Here is a 14,232-nt window from a genome sequence, read left to right on the forward strand (position 1 = left end):
TGCTATTTTATTTATCTTCCAAAATCATCTTGAACTCGAACGATGTCATCTTCATTCGACGGGTTTTCTTTGTCGGTGTGCTGCCAAATTTCCGCTACTATGCCATAACCGTCTGTTCCAACTAACCTGTGGCGTTCACCACATTTCAGATTAATGACCTGACCAATCTCTAAATTTTGCAATTCTGTTTGCTCGTCGGTATCAGAAATAATTACGCCAGCTACTCCTCCAATCAATTTCCAGATTTCGGCACGTCTATGGTGATATTGCCAAGAAAGCCTCTGGTCAGGAGCTACTACAAGTATTTTAGGGCTCAACTTCTCAAAGCCTGCAAAATCTTCCAAAGAAAGATGAGGGAAAAAGTTCTGAATAAACTCAGGTGCTTGGCTCTCTTCCAAAACGAAGAACCCACCCCAAGGTCTATTATGGTCCGTAGCCACTACGCTAAAACCTTTTTCATCTAAGAAGCTTTGAACTCCTTCAAAAACACTTGGCCTTTCAGCACTCTTATCAAAATCTAAACTCATTTGGTTGTGATATTTTTGTTTAAAATTAGGTCAAAAATTATTCAAAAAACAGTTTTACGGGTCCTAAAAGACCAGAAGAGACAGGAGCCCACGTGGAGGCATCAAACGGGGTATACGTAATATCCACAAAATTAATGTCGTAGAACTTTTTCCATTCTACACCTTCTTTGTCTAAAAGTCGGATTCTATTCGCTGAAGTATTCCTTACCACTATTTCCAAATGATTCTCTGTTTTTAAAACGCCCTTGGGTACATTGATTGTAAAAGGCAAGCTCCATGCTGTCCCCAATTCAACACCGTTTAGTATAACTTTGGCTGTTTCACGCACATCACCTAACGACAAAACAGCTGCATTTGCGGGTATATTTGACAAACTAAAATCTATGGAATATTTGGCATAGCCATCAAAATACTGAGCATCCATATCTGGAGCATTCGTCCAAGAACTTAATTCAGATGTAACATAAGAAGCAGGTTTTCTAGGATTTCCTTCTAAGAAATCAATTTGCCACTCTCCTTTGACTTCCAATGCTTCATTTGTTTTATGCCAAACCCAATTTTCTTTTGAATCTCCGCCAGCCACTAGGAAAACACTTTGCCCTGGCTCTAAATAAAATGGAATGGAAGATTTTCCTTGCTTATGGTCAATTACTTTTAAAACGCCAGATACTTCTGTCAATGGAGAGAAAAGCAAAAAGCTTTCTGCAACAACATTTAACCAAACTTCTTGTTCCACAGTTTTAGCAGACAAATTACTTACAAAGTACTCCGTTTGTCCCTTGAGGTTAATTTTTCGTGTAAAGTCTAAACCTAATTGTCCAAGCTCTTCGCCGTCAATATCGAAAGAATTAAGAGAGGCTAAAGGAGATTTGGATGCCACCTCCCCCATTCCTGAAAGCAGACCTTTCAACTCGCCATCCCTTTTATCAAAATTCTGAAATCCAAAAGATTTAGAAGGCAAAATATACTCAAAGACTACAGGTACTTTAGCCTCATGGAAAAACTTCAGCCTACTGGCCGTTTCCTTCTTCATGTGTACCGTTTTGGGAATCACCACCGCCTTATATTTTACTAGACCATTCTTGATTCGTAAATAAGATTGGTTTTCGGCCACTACATCTAAATCATATAGCTGACTGTCTGAAATAAAGTCATACGAAATACCAGCAGCTTTTAAGTCATCCAAAAGCTTTAGCAAATCCTTGGAGAAGATACCCCCATTGGTAATGTTATGAACATCTACCAAATGCATTTTTGATTTATTACCCACAGAATGCCATAAGTCAGAAAAAGGTAAAAGCACCAAAACATCATTATCTGGCGTGCTTTGCTGTAATCTTGTTTGACAAACCTCTATGTATCTATTTAAGAGCGGCAGTTCTTTAAAGAAATGCGAGTTTTGATTAAAGTTAGTACTGGCATAAAAAAGCCATCCCGGAAATTCAGCACTTGGTGGCGAGTATGGCACACCATGATAAAAAACATGATTTACGCCTGCCACAAAAGACTCGTCTATCAGTGGTTTGATTTGAGAAAGTGCTCCTTTGAAATGATTGGCATTCCAAGTGGCGGTTTCAGAGGACACCAAAGGTTTCCCTAAAATATGTGCTGGCGAAGAAGCCATTTTCATCACATACTCGGTTGGCGTTCCAAAACGGCCAGGGTCATAGTCTTCGTCCTGTCTGTACCCCGGTATGTCATATTGTTTACTCCCAAAAAACTCTGTTTCCGGAACATCTGAAAGACCGTATAAATCTAGAATATTGGCTGGAGAACCGTGAGCTTCGTTTCTGGCAAACTTCCCAAAGCTGTGTGCAAAGTCTGTGTAACTTTTAGTAAAGGTGCTTAAAAGTAAGTCGTGAAGCGTTTGATTATAATCTGCCCAGATACGTTGCTGCTTTTCTGTTATGGCAGCATCTAAAGCTAAGACATCATAATGTTCGGCAATATCATAACCTCTCAGTGCCTTAAACTTTTCAAGAAAATTAGCAGTCCAGTTGGCTCCATACACCTCGTATGAATCATTATAAAACGCCCTTACCCCATAGTTTTTCTTTTTGAAGGCTTTGCCAAACAAAGAGAAATAAGTTCCGGCTGCCTCAGTGCTGAAGTGGTCTAAAACTAAGCCTTCTCCTCCAGGTGCTGCTCTTTTAACCTGTTGACCGGTATTCGTCACTTTCAATTCGTATTTGCCATTGATCTTTTCCAGGTTAAACTTCTTAGCGGCCTCCATATTGGTTAATTCTGAACTACCGAAAGGCCAGCCTGTACCCAAACTCATATCAATTTGCATTCCATTTTTCTGAGCTTCTTTAACCGTAAAATCAAGAATCTCAAGCCACCGTTCAGACATATAAGGAATAAATTTATCCTCCTCTCCTTTTACACCATAAATAGGAATAATATGCATGCCACCAAAACCCGCATCTGCGTAAGTTTTTAAGTTAGTGGCAAGATCTGCTTCATTAACCGCCGAACCCGGCCACCACCAGTATGCCCAAGGTTTAGCAGTATTTTTAGTCACGTCTTGGGCGAAAAGTGTAGGGAATGAAATTAAGAAAAGAAAAGAAAATAGAATTTTACGCATAGGGAAATTGAGTATTGTAGGCCAAATTAACGAGATATGCCGACTTATACTCTATAAACGGCTCTGGGGTAGTCCAAAATATTAGCATCTTCTTTCTCTAATTCCCTCAAAGCATCTTTGGCAATCCATCTGGCGGCCTTACTGTCTTTTTTCAACAACGTATTTGACAAGCTAATTACCTCTTTATTTAAATCTGTGTTTCGTTTACCAATGCTTCTTAAAGCCCAGTTTACAGCCTTTTTAACATACAGCCTTTCATCAGTAGATTCACTTTCTATAATTGGTAAAAAAGACAGGAAAAGCTCATTGCCTGATTTCTTATCTGCCATGCAGTAAGATGAAAGCGTAGCAAACGCCGCTCTCTTTTCAAATTCACCTTCTCTGGTAGACCACTCTCTAATTTTCTTTACCGCAAATGGCGATTTGGAAAACAAACCCATACTAAAGGAGTCACAGATCTCCCAGTTTTCAAAAGTCACTAACCAAGTTTCCATGAGTGCTTCTGTAACGTCTTTAGGATTAAAAATTTTGCTACACAAAAGCCTTCCTTCAAAAATTCCAGAGTCAAAGAGTTTTAGGGCCAATTCATTGTCAGAACCTATTCTTTTAGCTAATATTTTGAGGTCTGCATGATAAACGCCCAAAGCGTCGCTTGTAATTATGCCGAACTTCTCCTTTTTGAATTGTACTTTTTCAGGATTCGATAGAGCATGCAATTCCTCTATGACTTCTTGATAAGTCATTCCTTAATTTCTTCAAGGGTTGACTCTCCCTTAGAAAAGTCTCCAGATGTCCATCGCCACTTTTCGTGTAATCTAATACGACCATCAGGTAAGATTTCAGGAGTAGAAAGACAATTCCCTGTCAATAATTCACCTTTTGTATTGATTTGATGGTAGGCCATTTCTAAGCTTCCGTCAGATTTTACTTTTGCTAAAAGATGACCTTTTATGATCTTCCCGCCCTCGTATTCAGAAGTTATGATATCTCCCATTTGTTTGTAATGAAAGATAGTATCTATTGACGTTTCTCCGTTTTCCGAATTCTCGATTGGCCGAAAATGTCTATCATTATAATTAAGCCTATTCATAAAATTAATCTAGTTATGATGAATTTTTAATACAGACTAAATAACTACAATTTTTTTACTAAATGATATGCCATCTTTATAAAACAGTAGAAAATACCCCCCACTGCTTAAATCACTAACATCTATTTGATACAAATTTCTTCTATTGATATCATTATTGGTTCCTTTAAGATGAAGGGTTTTAACCAATTGCCCTTTTGAGTTCATCACCTTAACTTCTATTTCAAAACCTCCAAAAAAGGGTAATGATGCTGTTACTGGCGAATCCCACCTTCTAATAGGGTTTTCATAAATAACGACTTGGTTTGCAAATTCCTTTTCAGACAATAAATCAACCTTAAAAGACAAAGGAAGTATATATTCACCGCAAGCATTTTCAAAGTGTGTTACTTCAAAGATTCCATCTGGCGGAACAATAGCTTGAACCATCTGCCTAGAAAGACCGCCACCCTCTCCAGTCAAATAGATATTATTATTAAACTCAATTTTAAAATCGGAAGTTGACACTATCCCAAGATTAAAAGAATATTGTGCTCCAACCACACTCATTTCATCTCTTATTGGAACAAAGAATGGCTCCATTTCTAGAAAAACATCGGATTCGTTAAAAGACAATTCTGGGTCAACTGATGATACTCTTAAAGTATTAAGATTAGCATTTAAAGGTATTTCACTTGGGCTTATTAGCACGGTATTATTAACTCCTTCTAAATCTCTTACTTTGATAAAAGTATTACTCACTTTGTCAAAAACTTCTAAGAATAATTGAGCGGAATCTATAAAAACACCTGATTTTAAATTGTAAGAGACTTCTAAGTTCCGATTCAAGCAATACAAACTGTCGCTAAAACTGGCCAACTCTACATAAGGTTTCTCAACTATCTCAACGGGTTTAATTCCACTAGCAGTACCTGTTCCACAATTTCCTAATACTTCGCTGAGCTTAATATTATTAGTTCTATCATCTGGGATAAAATCAATGGTACTAATACTATCATTTAAGCCTTCATATCTAATGGAATCGTTTAAGATCAATGTATAGGGTCCTTTACCCTCAAACATGACTTCCAAGGGGAAACTAATTCCAGCGTAAGCTAAAAGCGGGTTTCTATCGGTAAAAGAAGCATTGAGCTTTTCTCCAAACTGAAATTCATTGGTAAAGTCACTTTCCTTGTAAGGATTGGTACTTACCAGCCTCAATTTATATTTTTTCCCTAATCCCGTTTCTAAAAACGGTTCGCTAAACAGTTCCCTTCCATTTGCAGTCGCCAATTTCGATGACATGAAACTCCCATCGGAAGTAAACATTTGAACTTCAAATTGGTTATTCGGCTCCCAATCATTGCTATTTAAAAAAGTAAAGCCTACTCCGCTTTCACTGCATGCTTTAATGTTTTTTTGAGCAATTAATTTACTTGTACTTCTTGAGGATGCCTTATACTCATAGTTAACACTTTGGGATTCTTGACAACTATAGTAGCTATCACTGTACTCCATTCCGACAAAGGTAGAAGTTGGAGAAAGTTTTTTTCTGAAATTTCGAGCACTGATTCTACTCGAAATACCGAGTTCATTAAACTTAAAAATATTACCCTGTCTCTCCATGGATATCTGTAAGACACCATAACTGTCCTCAAAAAAATTGTTTAAAATTTTCAAATCTGGCTTTTTCGTGTTTTTAACTTCGAACGAAGTAACATAGCTACGGCTGAATGGTTTTGAAGCAAAAACTTCCAAATAATACCAGCCTGGAGGCAAAATGTCATTTGAATTTAAACTAAGCATGCTTTGCTTAACACTGCCTAATGTTTTAATCAATTTACCTTTTCCATCAATTAAGACGTACGTGAAAAAATTTTCTGAAGGAAAATCTCCTGCATTCTGTACCGCTGGTTGAATACTAAATGTACCATCGCAAGTATTGATAAAAGCGTATTGTAAAGTCGTCCTAGGCGTTATATCTAGGTTTTGATCTTCTACCTCCCTTACAGTTACCTTACCTGCAACTTCACCTTGTCCACATACATTATCATATACTCGCAAGGGCTCTAAAGAAGACTCCGTAACATTGTCTAATACAAAAGAATAGGCTAGAGGACCATTAAAATAGTTATCAAGTCCAACTGTAAAAGTCTGATTGTTATACAAATAATCTAATTTTGCGTGGAAACCTCCTTCAATATTAAAAGATACCGAGGCACTCTTAGATTTCACCCCATAAACATTCTTTGAAATAGAGAGTTTAGGTGGTGTAAAAACAAACAACTTTTGACTATGGTTAACGATGTTATTTGACTGATCTTCAGCAACCAGCTTAAGTCCAAATTCAAACTCCTGTATATCCAAGCTAAAGTTAAATGTATGGTTTCCAGTATTCAGATTTCCCAAATCTTTTAAAACAACACCTTGTACATCCTGAAGTGTGACATGAACTCCGTTTTCTGGAACTTGGTAATTAGATGATAAAGAAAATTGAATCGTCTCCTGTGCACATAGAAGTTCTTTGGATGCCTGAATGGTTAATGCAGGAGACTGATGATCATCAATCCATAGGATCATATCCCTCGTTTCTCCAAAGTCAATTTTACTACATGGTCCCACATTTTCAGTTTCTCTCCTTAATGTCCTTACTCTCAAGATGTGAAAACCTGTTGAGGTTTCCGTAGGAATTTGAAAACGTATAAGATTTGTATAAGAGTTTGGAGACCATGATTCCTCTTCCGTAAATTGACCATCACTATTTAAATCAATCCAAAGTTTTATAGAAGAACCTTCTCCCCCCGCAAAGTATGTCGGAAGTTCAAAGGTGTAGTCTTTAACGTTAATCTCATACCAATTCCCTTTGACTAAATTGATAACCTCTTCATTCCTATAGACATAATTTGTAAAGAAATTTCTTTCAACTTGTCTTGTTTTAATTCCAGAACCATCCGATGCCTTTATCTCTAAATAAGATATTGTTCCAACTTTTTCTTTGACATCTGAAATTGGTATGCAGAAATCATTCTTCAAACTTGGCTCAATGGTAAATTTTATATCAACATCCCTTTTCCCACATGTGTTCTCCAAACCAACTATCTGGTATTTCCCGGCTGAAAGTTCCTTTACAGGTAGTTTATGGTTTTGGTCACATTCATATATGGTACCATCACTTAAATACATTTTAAAAGGGGTACTAACATTCGAATAGTCTAATAGACTTTTGCCTTGTTCGGCTTTTCCATAAACCGGCAAAATATCTATTTCCGGGCTAACTATAATTTGAAATTTATTACTTTTCTCACTAATAAAGTTCTCTAAGGAGACCACTCGAAAGTAATAAAAACCTGTTTCCTTTACCTCATCGCTTACCTTAAAGGATAATTGATCATTCACAAGAAATGCTTTAATTCTAGAAATTTCAATATCCAATTCATTATAAAGAATAACATCCGGTCTTTCAGAAAAAAAACTTCCGTGAACATCTATTTTAGTTGCAATTTCATCTCCAATGCACGAATTAGCACTACGAACCACACCAATATCTAGAATTTCTTTAATCTTGAAATCAAGCTCTCCTCTTAAATCAATATTTTGACAACCAAGATTAATTATTCCATCAATTGCAACCATTCCTGTGTCAACAGGTTTAAAAGACAGTTTAGGGTTTTCTCCAATAAGTAACTGCTTAGACTTGTCACTTAAACGTACCTCTATATTGCTCCTTGAAACCAAACCTTCTAGAGGTATTTCCACACTTTGTCCTCTGAAAATTTCAAGCTTTCTAGATATATTTTTCTTGTAAGGTTTTGCCAAATATAATTTTTCACTTCGCAAAGGGTTGACAACTCCATTAAAACTAAACTCAATAAAGAACTCATCTGGTAAATCAGAAGATTCAGATGCCGACATAAATAAACGATCTGGCTCTTTCTCATAATCTTTTATTTCACGTAAGAAGTTACCATCTTTATTAATTACAGTTATTTTATTGATTTCCGGCAATCCTCCCAAGGAAAACATTTCAAACTCTTTCCGAGTATCTATACACCAATAATTTGATTCACATCTTACATCAACAAAAGTAGCAGTCGGAATATCCTTCAAAGTTATCTTCGCTTTCCCCTCTCCGGAGCCAAAGCCACATTGATTACTTACCGACTTAACATAAAGATTTCTACTTCCCTCGATGTCAACATTTTGCTTATTTAAACCTAACTGATTATAGACCGTATATTCAAACTGTAGACCAGTGCTGTCTGAAACTACAAAATCTGCAGCACCACCAAACACTTCTATAAAAAAATAAGCTCCTTCTCCTTTGAAAATTTCTATATCACCAGATATTTTAATTTTAGGAATATCCATTAAAAAGTATGACTGCTTTGAAGTATTCCCAAAAACACTTTCATCTTTTGTAACGACTTGTACATAAAATGGAAAATATATCTCAGGTATATCTTTAAAACTCACTTTCATAGGCGAGCTAATTCCCGAGCCGATCAAAATTCGTTCCTTGTTGTTTACCGAAATTAACCAAGCTTCAAAACCTGTCCCTTCATTCAAATTACTTTCAAAAGTCACAAAAGCTTCTTCGTCTCTGCAAATATCCCTTGCCTTCTCTCTATTATTGCCATCCACAATGGAACCTGTAATAATCTCACCTCTAGTTTCCTTTTGGCCAAGAATAGTATAACTCACAGATTTATTGGAAGAAGGTGCTAGTCTTCTAGCTATCCCATAAGACATCATATCAATTTGTCCTGCCGTAAAAACATTTCCACATCCGCGGTAATACGACATCATATTATTGGTTGCGGGAGTATACTGTACTCCATTCTTATCAAAAAAAGCATATGGAAAACTGCAGTCTAAACCGCCAATAATAAAGAGACGCCCATATGGGTCAGCTGGGGTGTCACAAAGCAAATCTCCTCCATATTCACAATTCGCCGCAATACCTCTAGTCACAAATTCTTCATCATTTGTTTTGTTACCCTGAAAAGTATGAAACAGCCCAAAATAATGTCCAAATTCATGAGGCAAAACCCTATAAATCATGTCATTTAGATTCTGATAATAAGAAAACACTCTATTGGTATTCTTATCATCATCTGGGAAATAAGAAAAGCCACCTATGGAAGAGGAAAAACTGTTAACCAAATATAGATTTACTGCGTTAGTTACATCAAACTGCTGTGCAACCTCTGATTCAAGTTCGGTGTCAAAATTGTAAAGTTCATCACTGTCGATATACACGGGATCATCCGTAAGGAAAAAAAAGCTTACTCCGATTGGAGCAAATTTATTATTCAATTCCGAAAGTGCTGAATTAAGTTCTCCTACCCCTATCCCCCCACTCCCGTCACTTTTTCTTATTATTTTAGTATGAACAGCAACGCTTATTTTGGTCTTTATCCTATTCTGGTTTAGTAAACCTTGGTTCAATAAACCTCTTACCTCATTGTAATATCTATCATTTTTGTCGAACGTTTTACAGTCTAGAAAGGTATCTGTTTGAGCAAAAAGAGCGTGGGTCAGAAAAAAAAAGAGAATAGCCTTAAAATTCATTTACTTCAGTGGATATTATTTGCATTTATTAGCATGCAAAATAAAACTGCCAGTCATATATGCCACATAAACGAGGAACTATTTTAAGGGAATTAAGACCAAAACTTATAATCTGTCATATATGAACAAAGGGTTTTTCCATTTTTTAAGTTTAGTGAGATTCATTATAGGAAGCACAAATTGGAAAAATAGAACAAACCCAGTACTAGGCTAAACTTCTTATTATTATAATCTATCATACAATTCTCCATTTTTAAGCCCCAAAATGCCCTTAAAGCACCTTTCTTGACACTTTTTCGATACAAAGACGGTTAGTTCCCGTAAGTAAAAGACAAACAACAAATAAAATTAAAATCAAAAGAACGCAATTTATGCAGAAGTATATGGACCAGATAGTCACCATGGCGATAGAATTTTTACCCAAAGTTCTATTGGCAATAGTAACACTTATCATTGGTTTTTGGATTATCAATAAAATCACTGTAGCCTTTAAAAAGACCTTAGACAAAAGAGAGGTAGACGAGACCGTAAAGCCTTTCTTAATTTCGATAGTAAGCATAGGCTTAAAAATACTTTTAATCTTTAGTGCTGCAAGTATATTCGGCGTAGAAACGGCCTCCTTCGTTGCCGTTCTAGGTGCTTTAGCTTTTGCGGTAGGTATGGCACTTCAAGGAAGTCTAGGACACTTTGCTAGTGGCATTTTGCTTCTAATTTTCAAACCCTATCAAGTAGGAGATGTAGTAGAAATTAGTGGGAAAATAGGTAAAGTAGAGGCTATACATATTTTTAATACCATTCTCATGACGCACGATAACAAGAAAGTAGTGATACCCAATGGCGTGGTAACCAGCGATGTTATCATCAATATTACTGGACAAGAAGAACAGAAGTTAGTGCTGACTTTTGGGATTGGTTATGGCGACGATATAGACAAAGCAAGAAATGTTATTAAACAAGTGATAGATAGCTGTCCAAATGTCCTAAGAGAAAAGCCAATTGATATTTTTGTGGCAGAATTGGCTGATAGCTCGGTCAATTTCTCTGTAAGATTTTGGGTTAAAAATGAGCATTATTGGGAAATCAACTTCTACATGCAAGAAAACATTAAAAAGGCTTTTGATAGAGAGGGAATTGAAATTCCGTTTCCGCAAAGGTCTGTGCATATTGAGAAGACCGCTTAAGGTCGTTCATCATTTTTGAGTGTCAAGGGAAGTGCCTAAAATGGGTACTTCCCTTTTTTTGTTTATAGATTGCTTTAGCTAAATAAGGCCTGGGTAAAATGACTTTCCAGAAAAATCGTCGTCTAAAACACATTATTTCATTTAAACCTGTATACCAAAATGCAAAAATACACAGACCAAATTCTTAGCATGGCTATTGAGTACACCCCCAAGATACTTTTAGCCCTTATAACACTAATCATTGGTTTTTGGATAATTAAAAAAATCCATAATATGTTAGAAAAGGCTCTTGATGCCAGAAATATTGACGTTACAATTAAACCATTTTTGCTGTCGCTGGTAAGTATTGGTTTAAAAGTGCTTTTACTTTTTACTGTAGCAAGCATGTTTGGTGTAGAAACTGCTTCTTTTATTGCTATTTTGGGTGCCATGGCCTTTGCCATCGGAATGGCTCTTCAGGGCAGTTTAGGTCATTTCGCTAGTGGGGTCATGCTTCTTACTTTCAAGCCTTATAAAGTAGGCGACTTGGTAGAACTGAGCGGAAAAATAGGCGTTGTAAAAGCCATCCAAATTTTTAATACCATTTTAATAACTCCGGATAACAAAACCATAACCATCCCAAATGGTGTTGTTACAAGTGATGTTATCACCAACATTTCTGGGCTGGGAGAAATTAGGGTAGATATGGTCTTTGGGATAGGATACGCTGATGATATAGACCGTGCTAGAGCGGTTATTCAGCAAGTGGCAGATAAATGCCCCAAAATTTTAACAAGCAAACCTGTAGATATTTTTGTCTGTGAATTGGGCGATAGCTCCGTGAACTTTGCGGTTCGTCCATGGGTAAAAAGCGAACATTACTGGGAAGTGCATTTCTACATGCATGAGCAGCTTAAGAAAGGATTTGATGCGGCGAATATTGAAATTCCATTTCCACAAAGAACGGTGCATTTACAGAAGTGATATTTCAGTATTAAACGCAAAATATTCAAACAGCAAAGGCATGAAGCCTTTGCTGTTTTTTTGAGCACGCTTACTTCAAAGCAACCTCCACCTTATAGCTGTTTGGGAAAATTTGATTTGTTATCACTTCTTCTCCGCCATTGATAAACACTTCCACCAAAGCCACATCAAAATAGATATCCAACTCTATCTCACCGTTTTTAGGTAAAACCTTCACCGTTTCAATACTTGGAAAGGCTTTATTAAAATCTGTTTTACCAGACATTCTTCTATCAAAACTTAATTCGCCCTTTTCTAAGTCGTAAGAAAACAGTACAAACTCTTCTTTTGAAGCTGCCACTTTGAGCTCAAAACCTTCCTCTGACACATCTCTTTTTACATGCAGGTGAAAACTCGGCTCATCTAAACTCAATACCTCTGAATCTATCTCATATGTCTTTATTTCTTCAGATACAATTGGCTCACTTTTAAGCCTATAAGTGTCATTATTATATGTTAAAGACAAAACCCTAGGGAAAGAAAAAGTACCTCTAAAACCGACTGTTGGAATATCATTGGCATAAGCCCAGTTATTCCCCCAACCCATAATCACTGGTTTACCGTGTTTTTTTGGCAAATTATTAAATGGGATAGCTGCGTAGAAATCTTTACCCTCATCTAATGCAAAAACGTCGTCTTGCTTCTGAACCGTAAACTTGACACCATCAAAGTCGCCCACAAAATACTGCATGCCCACAAAACCTTCCGTTTTATGACCAGAAGAAATTAACAAGACCCATTTTTCTTTATCCGAACCCTCTACAGGTACCTTAAAAAGTGAAGGGCATTCCCAGATTTTTGTAGTGTCGCCTTGTTGGCCAAACTCACTAAGTAATGTCCAATTTTTCAAATCTGCAGATTCATAAAATTGAGCCATATATTCATGAGGTTTTACTACGGTCATTAACCAAGCTCCTCTTTGCTCATTCCAAATGACATTTGGGTCTCTAAAATCTTTTAGCCCAACATCCAGCACAGGGTTTTCATCATAAAGCTTCCAGGTTCTTCCTTTGTCGGCACTGTAAGCTAAACTCTGATGCTGTGCTATTCCGGTACGGCTGCTGTCAACATGAGAGGTAAAAATAGCTACCATACCCTTAGTAAAACCATCTTCAAAAAAGCCCGAGGTATTAGAAGAATCAATTACAGCAGAACCTGAGAAAATCATGGTGGTGGTGCTATCTCCGTTATCAAACTCAGGAATAGCCAAGGGCAGGTGTTCCCATGTTTTTAGATCTTTGCTAACAGCATGACCCCAACTCATATGCCCCCATTTATCTCCAAAGGGATTATACTGGTAGAAAAAATGGTATTCTCCATCTAAATAAACCATTCCATTAGGGTCATTTGTCCAGTTTTCAGGTGGTGTAAAATGGTGAAGAGGTCTATAGGTATTTTCCAATGGATTTTCGGATTGGCAGGCAAGAAAAAGACTAGCCAACAGTAAAATTAAAAATGATTTCATAAAATGTTAGATTTATATATTGGGCAAAACTAGATATAAGACCAAAATCACTTCTTCAATTGCTTCATCATCCAAGCTCGCTGTTTTTCCTGCTGCTCGGGAAATTTCACGGTTCGTCCATGGGCAAAAAGCGAACATTACTGGGATGTGTATTTCTACATGCACAAGCAACTTAAGAAAGGATACGAAAATTGAAATTCCTTTTCCACAAAGAACAGTGCATTTACGGAAGTGATAAAAATCTTCTATATAAAATTAAGCGGGCCAGTTTGGTTCGCTTTTTTTATTCATTACACTAATTCTATTAAAGGATACTTATTGGGATTTAGAAAGGTGTTAAAAATAGATCTAATTTCTACTACCTTATTTGCTTTATCGACTGTAAACAATATCATATAAGGATATTTAGGAATTGGTAGGCCTCTTATATTTTTATACCTTTTTTGAAAAAATGGATTTATCTCTAAAGTCGATAGCGTATTTTTATATGCCTTGTAAAAAACAATAGTACTAGACTTATTACGAGAATAATACTCAATCGCACTTTCAAGTTCATCTAAAGCCCTTTGAGATATAATGATTTTATAAACCATATTTTTTCTCTAAAAAGGCATTAGCCTTTTCAATTGGAATATATTTGGATTCATCTTCTTCCAATCGCTCATCTAAAAGTGCCTTTAAATCAGGTGAGAATTCATCTTCATCTTCCAATACTCTTGAGTTGTATTTAAATTTTTCTATAAGCGAATTGAAAAAATCTAATTCTTCTTCTGGAACCTCAACTAATAATTGTGTCATATTCAAAATATTTTAGCCTAAACAAATTTAAC

10 protein-coding genes are annotated in these 14,232 nt (G+C 36.4%); 2 read left to right on the plus strand and 8 right to left on the minus strand.

The window, feature by feature from the left end:
- Nucleotides 1-11: 11 nt before the first annotated feature.
- Genes ACSBFT_RS15695 through ACSBFT_RS15715 form a run of 5 tightly spaced genes read right to left on the minus strand, consistent with a single transcriptional unit; the run spans nt 12 to nt 9,754 of the window.
- Nucleotides 12-527 (minus strand): cupin domain-containing protein, encoded by a 516-nt coding sequence (locus tag ACSBFT_RS15695; RefSeq protein ID WP_489601347.1) that lies wholly within the window; start codon nt 525-527, stop codon nt 12-14.
- Between the two features lie 37 nt (nt 528-564).
- The gene (locus ACSBFT_RS15700; protein WP_489601349.1) at nt 565-3,114 is read right to left on the minus strand and encodes a glycosyl hydrolase; all 2,550 of its coding nucleotides are present in this window, start codon (nt 3,112-3,114) and stop codon (nt 565-567) included.
- Nucleotides 3,115-3,158: 44 nt separating this feature from the next.
- Nucleotides 3,159-3,857: a DNA alkylation repair protein gene (locus ACSBFT_RS15705; RefSeq protein WP_489601351.1), complete on the minus strand. Its 699-nt coding sequence runs from the start codon at nt 3,855-3,857 to the stop codon at nt 3,159-3,161.
- On the minus strand, nt 3,854-4,204 hold the full coding sequence (locus ACSBFT_RS15710) for an avidin-fold protein (RefSeq protein WP_463049011.1): 351 nt from the start codon (nt 4,202-4,204) through the stop codon (nt 3,854-3,856). The genes ACSBFT_RS15705 and ACSBFT_RS15710 overlap by 4 nt, the downstream gene beginning before the upstream one ends.
- A 36-nt stretch (nt 4,205-4,240) precedes the next feature.
- Nucleotides 4,241-9,754 carry a GEVED domain-containing protein gene (locus ACSBFT_RS15715; protein ID WP_489601353.1) on the minus strand — a complete coding sequence of 1,838 codons (5,514 nt, stop codon included), beginning with the start codon at nt 9,752-9,754 and terminating at the stop codon, nt 4,241-4,243.
- A 371-nt stretch (nt 9,755-10,125) separates the two neighbouring features.
- On the opposite strand from ACSBFT_RS15715, the gene ACSBFT_RS15720 reads away from it, so the two are divergent.
- Nucleotides 10,126-10,935 (plus strand): mechanosensitive ion channel family protein, encoded by an 810-nt coding sequence (locus ACSBFT_RS15720; RefSeq protein WP_489601354.1) that lies wholly within the window; start codon nt 10,126-10,128, stop codon nt 10,933-10,935.
- Nucleotides 10,936-11,094: 159 nt separating this feature from the next.
- Complete coding sequence (locus ACSBFT_RS15725; protein WP_489601355.1) at nt 11,095-11,898, plus strand: mechanosensitive ion channel family protein; 804 nt, start codon at nt 11,095-11,097, stop codon at nt 11,896-11,898.
- Between the two features lie 70 nt (nt 11,899-11,968).
- Here ACSBFT_RS15725 and ACSBFT_RS15730 read toward each other — a convergent pair whose 3' ends face one another.
- The 3 genes from ACSBFT_RS15730 to ACSBFT_RS15740 form a co-directional block, all read right to left on the minus strand.
- Nucleotides 11,969-13,402 (minus strand): glycoside hydrolase family 32 protein, encoded by a 1,434-nt coding sequence (locus tag ACSBFT_RS15730; RefSeq protein WP_489601357.1) that lies wholly within the window; start codon nt 13,400-13,402, stop codon nt 11,969-11,971.
- Between the two features lie 290 nt (nt 13,403-13,692).
- Nucleotides 13,693-13,995 (minus strand): type II toxin-antitoxin system RelE/ParE family toxin, encoded by a 303-nt coding sequence (locus ACSBFT_RS15735; protein ID WP_489601359.1) that lies wholly within the window; start codon nt 13,993-13,995, stop codon nt 13,693-13,695.
- Nucleotides 13,985-14,200: a hypothetical protein gene (locus ACSBFT_RS15740; RefSeq protein ID WP_489601361.1), complete on the minus strand. Its 216-nt coding sequence runs from the start codon at nt 14,198-14,200 to the stop codon at nt 13,985-13,987. The genes ACSBFT_RS15735 and ACSBFT_RS15740 overlap by 11 nt, the downstream gene beginning before the upstream one ends.
- Nucleotides 14,201-14,232: the final 32 nt, after the last annotated feature.

Source organism: Arcticibacterium sp. SM2516 (assembly GCF_057914865.1).